This window comes from uncultured Methanobrevibacter sp., from assembly GCF_902769175.1.
Taxonomy (GTDB): domain Archaea; phylum Methanobacteriota; class Methanobacteria; order Methanobacteriales; family Methanobacteriaceae; genus Methanobrevibacter.
On the sequence record NZ_CACXNW010000024.1, the window covers coordinates 38,285 to 54,736 of the forward strand.

At 32.4% G+C, this 16,452-nt stretch carries 7 protein-coding genes; all 7 read right to left on the reverse strand.

What is annotated here, in order from left to right; translation table 11 throughout:
- Positions 1 to 251: 251 nt before the first annotated feature.
- Complete coding sequence (locus QZV12_RS09490; RefSeq protein WP_366925557.1) at positions 252 to 3,272, reverse strand: DUF3344 domain-containing protein; 3,021 nt, start codon at positions 3,270 to 3,272, stop codon at positions 252 to 254.
- Positions 3,273 to 3,284: 12 nt separating this feature from the next.
- Positions 3,285 to 4,535 carry a DUF3344 domain-containing protein gene (locus QZV12_RS09495; RefSeq protein ID WP_295620831.1) on the reverse strand — a complete coding sequence of 417 codons (1,251 nt, stop codon included), beginning with the start codon at positions 4,533 to 4,535 and terminating at the stop codon, positions 3,285 to 3,287.
- 426 nt (positions 4,536 to 4,961) lie between these two features.
- Entirely contained in the window at positions 4,962 to 5,312 is a 351-nt protein-coding gene (locus QZV12_RS09500) for a DUF2149 domain-containing protein (RefSeq protein ID WP_295620834.1), read from the reverse strand.
- A gap of 216 nt (positions 5,313 to 5,528) precedes the next feature.
- Positions 5,529 to 6,221, reverse strand: coding sequence for a MotA/TolQ/ExbB proton channel family protein (locus QZV12_RS09505; RefSeq protein WP_295620864.1), 693 nt, complete (start codon positions 6,219 to 6,221; stop codon positions 5,529 to 5,531).
- Positions 6,222 to 6,636: 415 nt separating this feature from the next.
- The gene (locus tag QZV12_RS09510) at positions 6,637 to 11,091 is read right to left on the reverse strand and encodes an Ig-like domain-containing protein (protein ID WP_295620837.1); all 4,455 of its coding nucleotides are present in this window, start codon (positions 11,089 to 11,091) and stop codon (positions 6,637 to 6,639) included.
- A gap of 696 nt (positions 11,092 to 11,787) precedes the next feature.
- Positions 11,788 to 15,201, reverse strand: coding sequence for a right-handed parallel beta-helix repeat-containing protein (locus QZV12_RS09515; RefSeq protein WP_295620840.1), 3,414 nt, complete (start codon positions 15,199 to 15,201; stop codon positions 11,788 to 11,790).
- 630 nt (positions 15,202 to 15,831) lie between these two features.
- The gene (locus QZV12_RS09520; RefSeq protein ID WP_295620844.1) at positions 15,832 to 16,362 is read right to left on the reverse strand and encodes a hypothetical protein; all 531 of its coding nucleotides are present in this window, start codon (positions 16,360 to 16,362) and stop codon (positions 15,832 to 15,834) included.
- Positions 16,363 to 16,452 lie beyond the last annotated feature (90 nt).

Genomic DNA, 16,452 nt, shown 5'->3' on the forward strand with positions numbered 1-16,452 from the left:
TTTGCATTAAGTATTACTTTTTTTAGTAAAACTCGTTAAAAAGTAATAACTTTTAAAAAAAATTAGTTATATTGCATGATTAGAAGAAAAAAGATAGCAAATATGAACAAGTAGATACTGGACTAAAAATTAAAATTAATAAAAAAAGAACAAATCACACCATAAAAACGATGAACTTAAAAAAAAAAAATAAAAAATAAAGAATAGGTTAAATGGATTTGAACCCACTTAACTATCCTTGTCTAAAATTTCTATTTAATTACAACTTTTCCTTTTTTAGTGATCTTATTAAAGGTGCTGTCTCCTGCGAATTTTACGGTAACTTTGTAAGTTTTCTTTTTAGATAACTTAACTTTTACTTTTGCAATTCCTTTTGCATTGGTTTTTGCAGTGTATTTTTTACCGTTTACAGTAAAGACTAACTTTTTACCTTTAATCGCTTTCTTGTTTGTTGCCTTAAGTGTAGCATACAAGTATTTGGTTTTTTTGCTTGCCTTATATGTTTTCTTGGTTACAGTCAATTTGACTTTTTGTGGATTGACTTTAACTTTTGTTACTACAAAGCTTCCGTTGTATTTATCATCACCGAGGAATGAAATCACAACAGGGTAAGTTCCTTTTTTGCTGAATGCAATTTTTACGGTTGCGACACCGTTAGCATTGGTTGTGCGTTTATATATATTGCCGTTTAAGGAAATCATCCCTTGTTTATTTGCTAAAACATTACCCTTACTGTCTTTTAAAGTAATGGAGAAGTTTTTACCTGCATTCTTACCATTGATTTTAGTGTTGACAGTTGTGGTTGTCATAGCTTTAGCTACAATATTTGTTGCTACTTTAACGACAGAAGAGCTTCCATTGGTATTAATGGATCCTCCTTGTGGAATGTTTATTCCAGAACCATCATTCAATCCTGCAATTTCAAAGTCAAATGTTTTTGCACCGTCCACTACATTATTGTCATTGATGTCAATTGGGTTGGAAGGAGCAAGAACTCCTCTTTCTGATTCAAGCTCGAATAATGTAATGGAACTAGCGACTACATTGTCATTTGCTTTAGCAACAGTGTTGTTTGCAATTTCAATAGCAGGGTTAACGATGGAGAGATCATCAGTGCCATTGGTTGCAATTGCCTTAATGAGCACATCACCATTGTTTGCTACAAAGTTAATTCCGCTGATACTTACATTATTTACACCAGCAGCAATGCTGAATACAGGGTTTCCATCACCAGCAGTGAAAATGAATGCATTATCACCTACAATGCTAATGTCTTTGTTGATATTTATACCTGAAACATTCGCATATACACTATTTAAGTTTAATACTCCACCAATAGGAGTTTCATCTATAAGTTTTTGAAGATCACTTGCTTTTGGAATTGGAGCTTCAACTACAATGAATTGTTGTAATGCTAAAATAGTGGAACCGGTTGCAACAAATGAAACAGCGTTAGAACCTTTAAGTGAATCTTTCAAATCAATCACATAATCGCTTACTGAATTAGATGATCCGGACCATACATTTTCATAAATCTTATCGTTTACAATAAGGTTACCTTCACCAGCTTGAGCACTAGCAGCAAATACATGCAAATCAGCACCAAGAATATCCTCAACCAAAACAGCACCAAGAACATTATTGCTTGCAACAATTCTTCCTAAGAAATTATTAGCATTAGACAACAAGTCAGCACCATTATACATATAAACGGTTTTAATTGTGTCTGATTCAGGCACATTGTAAAGTGTAACTAAAGTACTTGGATAAACAGCAGTCTTGTTAATCTCTTTTACCAATACGAAAGTGTTTTCACCTTTTTGCAATAAGCTGGAAACATCATAGACTACAAGACCATAACCATACTTACCATAAGTACCCATATTAGACTGATCCCTATAGGAAGCAACAGGACTAATCTCTACACCATTAAAGGTAGTTGTCCAAACAGGAATGGTGCCATTTGTCTTGTCCCAATTATAAGCAACATAAACAAAACCATTTACGAAGCTAGCATCACCCGGAACATCAAGAGTCCAAACATCAGTACGGCCACTGGAACCGGCAGCACAATATGTGGAATCATCCTTAGTATCAATTATCACATCCCCATTAACAGTGATATTATCAAATGAAACAATAGACTCAGCAGGATAAGCCAAATCCTTACCCAAATTACCATTATACCACAAAGTAGGAGTGAGGGTAGATTCAGAAATGACCTTTCCATTACCATCAGAAATGACAATGGTGTAATTGACTTTAGTAGTGCTTATGCCATTGACAGTGTCAGCAGTGACAGGCCTAATGGTCTCATCACGTAAATAGAAAGTGCCACTTGCACCAACATCAAGCTCAATTTCAGTGCTATTCACTTTAACGCCATCAGCATACAAGTCAATGACATAAGTGGATCTAATTACACCATCATTGGTAACATTAACTTGAATAACATTGTCAGTACCAGCAAATACCGCACCATTATATTCGGAACCGATTTTAGCACTTGCAGAAGGAACATTATACTCAACTACAATGAATTGCTCTAACGCTAAAATAGTGGAACCGGTTGCAACAAATGAAACTGGAATAGTAGTTTCAGGACCTAAGCCAAAGCCAACCTTGTTAACACTATTAGAACTGCCAGACCATACATTCTCATAACTGCCTCCCTTTACAATAACATTACCTTCACCAGCTTGAGCACTAGCAGCAAAGACATACAAGGTAGCATCAATAACATTCTCAAATGAATCAATAGTTAAAACATTGTTGCTCGCAACAACTCTACCAAGGAAATTGTTAGCATTAGACAACAAGTCAGCGCCATTGTACATGTAAATTGTCTTTTCAGTAGAGAATTTGCTTACATTGTAAAACGCTACAAGAGTGCTTGGATAAACAGCAGTCTTGTTAAACTCTTTTTCCAATACAAAAGTGTTTTCACCTTTTTTCAATAAGCCGGAAACATCATAAAGGATAAGTCCATATCCATACTTACCGTAAGTACCCATATTGGATTGATCCCTATAGGTAGCTACAGGAGTAACCGCAACACCATTAAAGGTAGAGGTGAAAGGAGGGACAGTCTGACCAGTCTTATCCCAATTGTAACATACGTAAATAAATCCGTTAACAAACTGAGCATCATCAGGGACATCAAGAGTCCAAACATCAGTACGATTAGTAGCAGTAGCACCCATATAAGTAGAATCACCCTGAGTATCAATTATCACATCACCATTAACAGTGATATTATCAAATGAAACAATAGACTCAGCAGGTTAAGCCAAATCCTTACCCAAATTACCATTATACCACAAAGTAGGAGTGATAGTGGATTGATTTAAAATTTCTCCAGTATCCTTATCTGATACAATTACAGTATAATTTACTTTAGTAGTGCTTACGCCATTTACAGTGTCAGCAGTGACAGGTCTAATGAGATCATCAATTAAATAAGTGCTGGAACTTAAACCTTCATCCAATTGAATTTCAGTGCTATCCACTTTAACGCCGTCAACATAGAAATCTACTATATAGACTGTATCAGATTCTCCCTTATTGGTTAAATTAAGCTGTAAAACATTATTGGTACCAGCAAATACAGCACCATCATATTCAGAACCTAATTTAACGCTTACTGCAGGGGTATGTTTAGTAACGGTCAATACTGATAATGTGTTTCTAAATGAAAATGCCCCTTCACCTGGAGCATACACCAAAGTATTGGTAGCATTGGTGAATTTATCTAAAACATCCCATTGATGATATTTGAAGTAATAGACTCCTTCATCATAAGCAGTAGATTCCTCTAATTCCTTACCATTAAAAGAATAAAGACCATCAATGCTTGAAAGTGCGAAATTATCCAATGTAGCTTTAGAAATTTCACAGCTTATTGTTCCGACATCAAAAGTAGCCTTGGATGTGTCTGTAGAATCACCTTTAATCCAAGATGAGCCAGAGTTAACCCAATAGCAAATCTTATCACTATCACCATCATTATATGCAAATACCAAACCAATCAATTTGATTTTGTTGTAGTATTCATTTCCTTCAAGAGCTCCAGTGTTAACATTGAATGTAACTTTGCCGCTAACACCTTGAAACTTTTCAGTAAGATTATAAGTCATATAATAATCAGCATAACATTTAGTGGTATGGTTGTTGATAGTGTATACAGTACCATCTTGGCTGCCTTGAGTGGAAACAAGCATTTCATTTGCAATTTGTTCTGTCTCTCCATTGGAGGTCACACTAACGTTGGCTTCAGATCCATATACTGTATTTGAAGACCCCGCAGTATAGCAATCGACAAACAGCCCTGCATACTGCACATTTTGGACATCCTCTGGAATATCATAACTTAATTCTCCATTTTCAGCTCCTGGATTAGAGTAGGCTACATCCACTCCTCCTGAAACTTCACCTTCTTGAACTGTATCTAAATCATCTGCAGAAGCAGCCCCCATAGACACTACAAGACACAGAAGAATTAAACTCGCAAATATAAATTTATATTCACTTCTCATAATTCAACCTTCCTTTTTCTAAAAATAATTTTAATAATCTAAAAAATAGACCGAATTAAATGGAATAAACAAAATTCAAAATAATGAATAAATCATAAATCATTTACTAAAAAAATCATTGATTTTTAGAGCAATGATAAATAATTTACAAAAAAGATTTAAATCAGCCTATTATCAATTATCATATATAATATAGTAGTAATACTTATTTAAAGATTATTTTATTACTAAAATTGAAAAATAAAGCCAAAAAGTAATAATTTTTTAAAAAAATAATACTATTTTACTTATTTTTGGAAAAAAGTAATAAAAATAGCTTAAAAAGTTTTAAAAAATTGTAAAAAAGTATTATTAATTACAAAATGTAATAATAATTAATAAAAGTAATTTTAAAATTTTATAAAAAAAATAAAAAAAGAAGAAAGATTAATTAGTCTTATTCTGAACCATAATCAGCTTACCCGTAGATGGATCCTTATAGACCTTTCCCATCTCGGTATAGCCTTGACCGGTTTGATTACTTGTATCAGGAGTTTCATTTAATATTTGTCCTTCCTGAACTTCAGTCACTTCCTGATTCATAGCATCCATAACCTGTTCCTTCTGTTCAGGAGTTAAGTTTTCATTAAATAAAACGCTTTGCATATTCCAAGCAAGCACTAGAAATACAAGCAAACCTACAGCTATAACCAACATTGCATCTACAAGGTTGGTAGTTCCTGCCATAGGGTCTTCTTCCTCGCTTTCAAAACGTTTATTGCATCTGCGACGAGCCATAAATAATCACCAAAATGAATAGTTACATTAACTTTTTAACCATATGAATTCTAATCTATTGTAAATTTTTTCATGTATACAGTATACAATGAAAAATCTAATTTTTCAAATATGCCCAATTAAATAAGCATTTTGAAAATTTCCAATATAATTTTTTTAAGAAATTTTTTATGAAAATTTAAATTTATTGTATACTTTTTCCATCACCTTAAGTGACTATTTCAATCTTTGATCTCTTCTGTCAATATTGTCTAAAATTGCATCCATCAATGCATCAAGGTTTGCTAAATATTCACCAAACCATCTACGTCTCAACTTGGAGGCAACATAGGTTGCTGCACCAGATCCAATACCTAAAATGGTAGTGTTGAACGCAACGGTAATCGCACTTGCAAGAGCGGTGACATCACCGGTACCTAATGCTGCAAGACCAGGACCCATAGGAATCAATGTACCCATAAGCCCAAGGGTAGGACCAATTTTAGTAACAATGTCTGTCTTTTGAAGTTTTTGAGTTACCTTATCCTCTTCATTATCAATCAATCTACGTGCCAAGGTTTCTCTAGATTTTTTGCTTAGATGTTCAGAGTCAGCAAGCTCTAACAAAACACTCTTTTGAGATGTTTGAATATCTGCATTATTGACAATATTTTTAATATCGTCAGAAGACTCTGCATCATAAATGTCGTAAATCATTTCCTTGATTAATTTAACTGGTACTTTCTTACGAGAGAAGTATTCTGATAATAGCTTCCCTAAAGTAAATACAGCGTACACTAAAATTACCAATAAAATAATGATTACAGGTATCTGTAAACCTTGAGTAATGGCAGACATTGAAGTATCCAGAAATTGGCTAGTCCAATTCATACCTGAAGATACTGACAATCCTCCACCAGATTGATACATAGCTTCATTAGCAAAAATTATAATAGTATTTATAGCCATTAAATCACCGAATAAAATAAAATGATTAAATAATAATTTAAAAATCTAATAAGAATCTAATAAAGATCCAATAAAGATTTAATAAATATTTAATAAAAATTTAAAAAAATTTATTTGAAATTTACTAAAAATTTACTAAAACTTTATTTAAAATACAACAAATCTATTAAATCAAATAAATTCAATAAATCTATTAAATACAATGAATACAATAAATCTATTAAATCCAAATTCAATAAATTCAATAAATCTAAAAAGATTTATAATGTAATAAAAATTTTGAATATAAATAAAAAATAATTAATCAATTGAAAAGATCAATTGATTAAATCTAATTAAACAAACTATTTTTTCCAAATGTAGATATCAAACAAACCTATTTGATTCTAACCTTACCAACTCTGGAGACTGCAAGATATTTGGAATCTCCTGCAAATCTTACTGTGTATTTGTAAAGTTTTTTCTTGGATAATTTGACTTTTACAGTTGCTACACCTTTGCTGTTGGTTTTTGCAACATATTTTTTACCATTTACAGTAAATACAATCTTTTTGGACTTGACAACTTTTCCAGCAGAATCCTTTAAGGTTGCAGTTAACTTTTTGACTTTAACTGCTCTCTTATAGGTTCTGTTAGGTACAGCCAATTTGGTTTTGGTCTTGATGACCTTAACTGTAATGGTTCTGGAGCTAGCAGCATAAGTTGCATCTCCTGCAAACTTGAGACTTACCTTAAATGTTTTAACTGCATTTAATGTCAACTTGATTTTAGCTTGACCTTTTGCATTGGTATTGGCACTGAAGGTTTTGCCGTTTACAGTTGCAGTAATCTTTTTGCTTGCAAGCAATTTTTTAGCTCCGTCCCTAATAGTTACATAAATGTATTTTGCAGTGTTTGTAACTGTGAAAGACTTGTTTGGAGAAGTCAAGCTTGTAGACTGCTTGGTTAAAGTAAGCTTGCCTGTGCCTGCTTTTGCTTGATATTCCTTATCTCCAGCAAAGCTTGCTGAAATGGTGTAAGAACCACCAGATGTCAAAGCAATTTTAACGCTTGCCACTCCATTGGCATTGGTTAGAGCAGTGTAAGTTTTGCCATTTACAGTGAAAGTAATGGTTTTATTGCTTAATGCTACGCCATTTTCATCCTTAAGAGTTGCAGTTAAGGTTTTTGTTGCATCAGTTGTCTTATATGAAACATTGCTTACAGTCACTACTGTGCCTATCTTGCGGACAGTTACAGTTCCAGTAGCTGAAGAAGGAATGTATTTGTCATCTCCAGCAAATTTCATTTGGATATCATAGGTTCCAGCTTCCTTAATGTTAAGCTCTAAGATAGCTGAACCATCACCATCTGTAGTCAAGTTATATTCTGTATTGTTGAAGATTAGACAGATAGGTTTCTCTGCTAATGTTTTTCCTTCTTTGTCCTTTAAGACTACTTTAAAGAATATTGCGTTTTCATAAGCTTCGAAAATTGTGACTTCAACATTTTCAAATGAGAACTCGGTTTTCAAGTTCTTGTTAAATACATTATTTTCAATTGTATTATCTGCACTTGCATTGTAATTGACAACATCAGGGATTTCCTTACCTGATACGATTGTGAAATTATTGTATTCAATATCAGAGCCAAATACCTTGTTTCCAAGTAAAATGCATGCAGTAAGGTAAGATCCGTTAACAGTTACATTATTATAAGTGAATGTGTTGTTTGCAGATCCAATAGCTGTACTGTTTAAAGGTGCTCCAATAATACCAATTCCATAAACAACCGGGTCATTGGAAGAGACAATAATGGAATTGTTTGAAATGACATTATCAAATCCGCCATAGTGGATGAACACACCAGCGATTGTATTGAATGATTCATTTAAGTCATAATCGCCAAGATTGGAGCTGACATTAACAGTGTTGTGTGTGAAAGTAATGTTAGATGAATGAACCATTAGGAAACCATAAGTTCTGTAAAGGCCTGATACCATGTGGGAACCAGGAACAACACCATCTAAAATAGTGCTTGAGCCAGAGCCGTCAGCACAGATAGTAGTTCCATCAGCACAAATGATGGTACCGTCAGCGCAAATGGTGGTTCCATCTGGACAGACGATGTCTCCATTTTCATTTGTTGTATATTCTCCAGGAGCATAAACGCTTCCATCTGGACAGACAACAGAGCCATCAGGGCAAACCACAGTTCCATCTGCACAAATCACATTTCCATCAGGACAGATAGTAGTTCCATCTGCACAAATGATGTTTCCGTCAGCACAAATGGTAGATCCATCTGTACAGATTACATTTCCATCAGGGCATAAGGTAGTTCCGTCAGCACAGATAATGGATCCATCTGGACAGACTTCACAATTTTCAGAGCTGATGGTTGAACCGTCAGGACAGACAACAGAGCCATCAGGGCAGAGGACATATCCTCCTGCATATATTTTGTCTCCATTAGGCATGAGTATTGTACCATCAAGACAATAGGTAATTCCATCTACACATAAAGAGCCATCAGGACAAATGTTAGAATCATCATATGAACTAGTGGAACCGTCTGGGAAGATAATGCGTCCATCAAGACATACAATGATGCCACCAGCACATAATCTGTAATCTTCTGAACTGATAGTTGTAACTCCATCAGGACAAAGCAAAGATCCGTCAGGACAGATTGTGTAACCGTCTGGACATACGAATGCACCATCTACACAAGTGTTGGCATAAACATTAAGGTATCCGTCTAAACAGCTTTTATTGTTTACAAGATAAGTTTCACCGGTTCCAATTGTCTTAAGGCTGTTTCCATCAAGGAAAACATTATGGGAATTAAAGGAAAGCACTGCTACTGTGAAGTAGTTTCCTCTTGCCTCTAATGAGTTGTTTAATATTGTACAATTGGAAGCATCTAAAATATAAATTGCAAATGCAGAGTAGGAATCATAAATGGAAATATCACAGTTTTGGACTGTTACATTGTTTACGCCATTTATTTGAATACCCCACATGCGGTCCATATTGTTTAGGTTTGGATTGCTGATTGTGATGTTTTCAAAAAGAACATCATTTTCATTTATAAGGAATGTAGTATCGTTAAACACTGCATTTTGACCAGTGATGGTGACCTTGTTGTTGATGTTTAACTTTCCTTTGCTGGAGAATGAACCTACAACTATTAAAGTGTCATTTTCCTTAATCAAATTAGTGAAAGCTCCAGTAAGGTCAAAGTATTTGTTGAAATTAGCTTCATTGATATAATGGGTTGTGTTCTCATCTTCTGGACTTGGACCTTCTCCACCACCGATAACTATATTGTTGATTTCGGTGATATTGACACATTCTGCATCCAATTCTATTGCTTGGCTTGCATTTGTATAGAATATGTTGTTTTGAATGAGAATGTCATGAGGAGCCTTGGTTCTTGATTGGTTTTGCAATCTCACTGCAGCAACATCACTTGAATTTATGACATTTGAGTCAATAACAATATTGGAGTAATCACCTTGGGTGTATATACCGTATTGGGTAACATCCAAAATGTTATTGATTACTGTAACATTATTTGCATTGATTTCCATACCTTTACCATCATTTTGAATGGTGTTATCGGTTACTACAGAATTTTTAGCAGCATAGATACTTGCATTAACATGGGAATTGGAAATTGAATTGCCTTGCACCAAGGAATTTGTGGTTACATATATTGCATAATCTCCACCTTCGTCATTGGTGTTTCCGCTGTACCAGGTTCCATGAATATTGCTGATGTTATTTCCTATAACCTTATTTCCAGATTGGGTTGCACCAATACCTCTGTATACATTGTAGACAGTATTGTTGATTATTTCATTGTTTGCACCCATGACTTGAATACCATAACAGAATGATGAAGGCAATGGAACTTTACCATTTTCGTCAAGAGCCCATTCAATACCCCTTAAACTGTGAACAGTATTGTTGAAAATGTAATTGTTACCATTAACACCACCAGATTGACCCATATCTCCTCCATTCAAATAGCCTGTTAAGTAGATAGCATTTGAGTCATTTACAGTTACATTGTTGTTTGAAATGTTGTTGTAAAATGATCCGCTTAAGACAATACCTGAAGGATGGCCCCATCCCACTACATAACATGTGGTCTTGATTGTATTGTTGATAATGTTTGAGTTATTCACTGTGTTGAATAAAATCGGATATGATTTACTTGCATTAGCGAATAGATTACAGTTTTCCACTGTAATTTTACTTACATTGAAAACATCAATGATAGGAGTTTCCAATTTATCCATAGTCATGTTCAAATTGGAAATTTTGGTTCCTTGAGCTCCTTGAATGATTTTTAAATTACAATTGATGAATTTAGCAGTTCCATCGGTGGATTTGAAAGTCAATGGAATGTTAATTACAAAGCTTAATCCACTGAATGTTCCAGAACAATCCAAAATATCTCCAGATGCTAATTTGCCAGATTTTATATTACCATTTGAATCAAAATAAGTGCTGTAGTCACTATTTTTGAACTTATATGTAGATGCAAGGTTTGATGTCTTTAATGTATTTTTCACACCTACAGATTTTTCTTCAACTTCATCGCTAACAGCATCATCTATGTTTGAAATAGCATCTTCATCAGAAGCCTGAAGACTGTTAGGATTCACATCATTAACCATATTAGAATCATCGATTGCATTAACAGATTGCCCCTCATCTGTTAAGTCAATATTGGCTAAGGCATCATCCAAATCATCAGCATCAGCTGCACTGATGGATCCAATAGCCAATATCAATAAAAGCAATAATCCCAATAATGGCAAAATCTTATTAGAATTCATATGTTCACCTCATAAATCCTTTCATTAGTACTAGATTAAAAGATTAATTTAAATTTTTCAAGTTCATATATTCTTTATAATTTAGATATTTACTAAAATAGAATTTATAAAAAATTCCATTATACTTTATAAATTATAAAGTAATATTAATACATTTATATTTTTAGTTTTATAATAATATAAATTTAACTAATATATAAATAGAGTTTATAAAAATTGTAAAATTTTTATTGAAATTAACAAAAAAATCAAGAAAAATTTTATAAAAAAATAAGGAAATAATCATAGAAAAGAAGGAGAAAAAAGGTAAAAATCTAAGAAAAACAAGAAAAAACCAAATAAGACCAAACAAAAATAACTAAAAAACTAAGAAAAAAACCAAATAAGACCCAAAAAAAATAACTAAAAAACTAAGAAAAAAACCAATTAATACCAAACTAAAAATTCTAAGAAAAACAAGAAAAAAAACTAAGAAAAATAGCATGAAAAAAAAACTTTAAAAATAGAATATGAGGGGATAAAAAAAGTTGATCAAAGCTTTCTAAAGCTATAGAAAAATTTGATCAAACTTTTTTTAAAAAGTTTGTTGACTGGTATTTTCTAAAAAAATTAAAAATGAAAATAAAGAATGAATGAAAAATGAATAAATCATTTTTTCTCCTTTATCATCATCTTTATAATATAAAATATTCGAATTTATTCTACTTTATCATCATCGTCTCTTGAGTTTAAGAAACTGAAACAGAAAATCAATATAAGCACTAATGCTGCTACAGGAACATAAGCACTGTTTGAAATTGATTTAGAAGCAACTTCCTCCAATTCACTAGCAACAAGGTCTTCACCTATGCCACCAGATCCAGCATCTCCGGCACCATCATTTGCAGCAGACAAAGCATTTGCAAGCAAATTAGATACCATGTTACCAAAGGAACTTGCTCCACTTGATGCATCATTACCTGAACGAGCAGAACTACCTTTATTAGGGTTGTCTCCGCCTTTGACATTTCCTCCGGAATTTTCATTTGAATTTTCATTTGAATTTTCAAATGGGCCCTTGAATTTGGAACCAGTGTTTCCAAAGATATTATTTCTTCCAGTATTGTCATCCACTGCAGCGTTTCCACCACCGTTTTTAGAATACAGTTTATTATGGGAAACGGTATTTCCATAAGAGTTTCTTATGGTAATAGCTGCATTACCATTGGTACGGATTCTGTTGTTGGAAATAATGTTTCCATTGGAACCTTTTTCAAGCAATATTCCTGTTGGAATCAATGAAACGGAATCCGGATGCTCAGGTCCTATGAAAGGATCATATTTCTGGCTGCTTAAAATGTAAATGTCATTGTCAGAAATATTGTTTCCAGAAGATGCATAAAGACCTATTTCACTGAAACTGCCGTTTACAAAATACTTGTTCTTACTGATTTTGTTATTCCAAGTGGAATAACCTTCAGTAGCATAAATACCTGCTCTACCAGTAAGGTTAAAGGTATTCTCTTCAATGTCAGCTCCACCGGAAATCTCTAAAGTCAAACCATAGGTATAGTTTAGAGAATTAAGGTCTAAAGTGTTGTTTCTAATCTTTGTATTCATAGAGTTATGTCTTAAGATAATACCTGTAGCAAAATAATCTGCCGTTACATTGATGTAATTGTTTTTGATAGTATTGTTCCATGCTTGGGTTACAGATTTACTTGTGTCATCCCCTGAAATACCCATTCCATAAAGGAAAGGATCATGTCCTTTTACATAGATCTTATTGCCATCAATTAGGTTTCTATTAGATTCATAATAGATATAGAGACCTATAAGGATGTTTACAGAAGGATTATAAGCCTTTTGATAAGTCTTGATATTAGAGGTAACATTTATAGTATTCTTAAGGAACTTATTGTCAGATGAGAAATCAAAGATTACACCATAAGTCTTTGTAAGCTCCCCAATACTGCGTTGTCCATCTATACAGATGCTGTCAAAGTATTGGTATATTTCATCAGTACCTACAACATTGATTGTATTGTTCCTAAAGGTTGATTTATAGACTTCGTAGTTAAGCAATCCGAATACTAAGTTCTTACCTTCACAAGTTATCTTATTATTTGTTACAGTATCATTAAATGAATCGCATAAGTAAATACCGTAAGAGGCATTCTTATCCCAAATCTTGATGTTATTTCCAGTTATGATTGCATTATCTGCTTCAAATACATAAATACCCCAAAGGTTGCAATTGTCATCACTTCTGCCGTTATTGTCAATTGTGAAATTTTCCACTTTACAGTTAGGAGCATTGATAACTACAGTTGTATTGTATAATATTGCCTTATCAGCAATAATGCTTACTGTTTTGTCTAATACCAATTTTCCTTTAGGAGTGAAGTTTCCTGTGAAAATCAATACATCTCCATCATGTACAATGTCTTTTAATCCATTTGAATCGAAATAGGTATCATAATTGCTTTCAGTGACTTCATAAATGTTTCCATCACCATAGGAAGGGTCATAAGATGAAGACATTGGGAATATAATACTTTTTCCAAAGATTTCATTGTTTTCACATAAATAAAGCACAGGAGACAATTGTGCAATGTTTATTGCATAATTGTTTGAAGTGTAAATAGTGTTGCCGTATATGGAAAAATTATATGGCCTTTTAGATCTTGATTGATAAACAGAATAAATACCTAAACCTAATCCAGTACCTTGGGAGGCACCAATATTGGTTAGGGAATTGATTATGTTCTCATAAATCTCAACATCTACAGGGTCACCATATATGGAGATTCCAGCACCCTCAAGATAATCTATTGTATTGTTATGGACTTTAGAACTGTTTCCCTTTTCAGGATTTCCAATCCTAATTCCATCACCGGATGCATTGATTTGTATATAATTGCCATATACGTCACAATTTGAAGCTACAAGTATACCTGCTTGATTAATATCTGCATTGTAAATAGAGTTATTGGCTATTAAACAACCTTCTGAACTTTTAATAGCAAAATCTCCACCATAACCTAAACTTTCATCATAACCAGTAATGTTATAGATTTCATTTCCAACGATAATGTTGTTTCCACGTCCTCCAGCATCTATACCTCTATAAAGCCCTATGATAGTGTTATCAAGAACCTTATTTCCAGAACCTGTCAAATATACACCTCCAGCCCAGAAGGAAGGAAGTTCAGAGGTTGCTCGAATAGTATTGTTTGCTAAAGTGTTGTTGTCAGAGACACCATCTCCATAACAAAGGTAGATTCCGTAGGAATTTTCAACTGTAATGTCATTATTGACAATTGAATTCCTATGTGCATCCCTTAAGCTAATACCGGAATGTTGCCAACTGTTATTATCTGTGGAATTCTCATCAGAAACATTATTGTTTTGGCTAATTGATGATGGATCAATTGGAATAACGGTTTTAATCCTATTATTGTTGACAATTGAATCTGTCGTAAATTGGTCTAATGAGATTGGATAGCCATTGTGTCCAGTGGTAAAAATATCGTTGTTCAATATTTTCACATGGTCTGAGCCGATAATCCATACAGCAGAAATATCTACAAGGTTTGATTCAATATTCAAGTTTGAAATAACTGCATCATATTTGAAGTCCTTGTTTGAAACATTCACAAAGTAGATAGGTGAATTTTTCAAAAATGCCTCATTTTCTGTACTTGTAATTGTAATCGGAATATTAATTATAAAATTATTTCTAGAAAAATTACCAGACAAATTAAGGGTATCATTAGCCTTTACTAATGATTTATTTAAATTTCCTTTTGAATCAAAATATTTAGAATAATTCTCAGGAGTTACAGTGTGAACTTTATTGTTCCCGGAATCGGATTTAGGTTCTTCTACAATATCTGTCTCTTCAATGACGTCATCTTCTGAAATCTCTGCAGATTGAGCTTCAGGACTTGCATCCTCAGAAGAGATAACTTCAGTTACACTTTCTTGAGAATTGGAAACAGTTGGTTCATAACTATCTGTTAAGTTAGATAAGGAATTATCATCTGCTGCAGAAACTGCATTTAATCCAACTAAAAGAAAGATCAAGACAAATAAAATGCCAAATCCTTTTATTCTTTTATTTATCATCACCACCTCCAGCAATTTTTTTATTTCAACATTGCCTCACATAAGATAATTAAACTTTTTCAAATTTAATTAAATGTAAGTCAAAATTATTTTATTTCTTAAAGTATCTTTAATAAAAATAAAATAAAATTGATACATTATTAATATATAATTCTTTATATTAATAAAGGTTGGTATTACTTATAAATATGTAAGTAAAAATTAGTCAAAAATGATGATTTTTTTATAAGATTTAAAATATCAAAATGTCAAATCTGTTGAAGTATATTAAAATAAGATGAGAAAATCTAAAAAAAAACTATAAAAAAAATATGAAAAAAAATCTTTAATAGCTAAAAAATAACTAAAAAAAACTATAAGAAAAAATATAAAAAAATCTTAAATAACTAAAAAAATACTAAAAAAAAACTATAAGAAAAAATATGAAAAAATTCTTAAATAGCTAAAAAATAACTAAAAAAAAACTATAAGAAAAAATATAAAAAAATCTTAAATAACTAAAAAAATACTAAAAAAAACTATAAGAAAAAATATGAAAAAATATCATTAAAATCTATAAAAAAAACAATATATAAAACTAGTAAAATTATAAAAATAAAAAAAAAGATAAAAGAATAAAAGAATAAGAAATTATTCTTTTGCTTCCTCTGCAACTTCAGTTTCTTCTATAACTTCTGCTTCCTCTAACTCTTTTTCTGCTTCTTCAAGAGCCTTAAGACGTTTATCAAGATCTTCGATTTTAGCATCAGTTGTGTTTGTGTACTCACTGAATCTTTTCTCTAAAGAGTCAATGCTGTCAGCTGCAGCAGTGTATCTTTCTTCTAAACTGGATAAATCATCAGTAGTGACTAATGACCAGCTTTCAATCAATTCCTCACTTCTTTCATCTAAAAAGGCATCTAATCTTCTTGAGAATGCATCAGTAGTGTTTGCATAAGATTTGTCTATGTCCTTAAAGGTATACTTGATCTTATCACCCATAGATTTCTTTTCTTGAATTTCATCATCTACAAGAGAACTTGCATTATTCTCCTTAGGTGAAAACTTAAGAACCTCTTTAACGTTTATGTTGCCATCATTAGCTGTTTGTATGTAATAATAAATTAAGAATACTATTGCAGCAATTAAGATAATGATAGCTATCAATTCAATATAATCCATAATAAAACCTCTGTTTATAAATAAATAATCTGATTATATCTGTAAAAATAAAATAATCTACAATATCAAATAAGCGATTAACAGTAAAAG

What these genes read in the sequence shown, in the direction of transcription:
- QZV12_RS09495 (WP_295620831.1), bottom strand. Translation starts at nt 4,535, where the DNA reads ATGAGAAGTGAATATAAATTTATATTTGCGAGTTTAATTCTTCTGTGT.
- QZV12_RS09500 (WP_295620834.1), bottom strand. Translation starts at nt 5,312, where the DNA reads ATGGCTCGTCGCAGATGCAATAAACGTTTTGAAAGCGAGGAAGAAGAC.
- QZV12_RS09505 (WP_295620864.1), bottom strand. Translation starts at nt 6,221, where the DNA reads ATGTATCAATCTGGTGGAGGATTGTCAGTATCTTCAGGTATGAATTGG.
- QZV12_RS09510 (WP_295620837.1), bottom strand. Translation starts at nt 11,091, where the DNA reads ATGAATTCTAATAAGATTTTGCCATTATTGGGATTATTGCTTTTATTG.
- QZV12_RS09515 (WP_295620840.1), bottom strand. Translation starts at nt 15,201, where the DNA reads ATGATAAATAAAAGAATAAAAGGATTTGGCATTTTATTTGTCTTGATC.
- QZV12_RS09520 (WP_295620844.1), bottom strand. Translation starts at nt 16,362, where the DNA reads ATGGATTATATTGAATTGATAGCTATCATTATCTTAATTGCTGCAATA.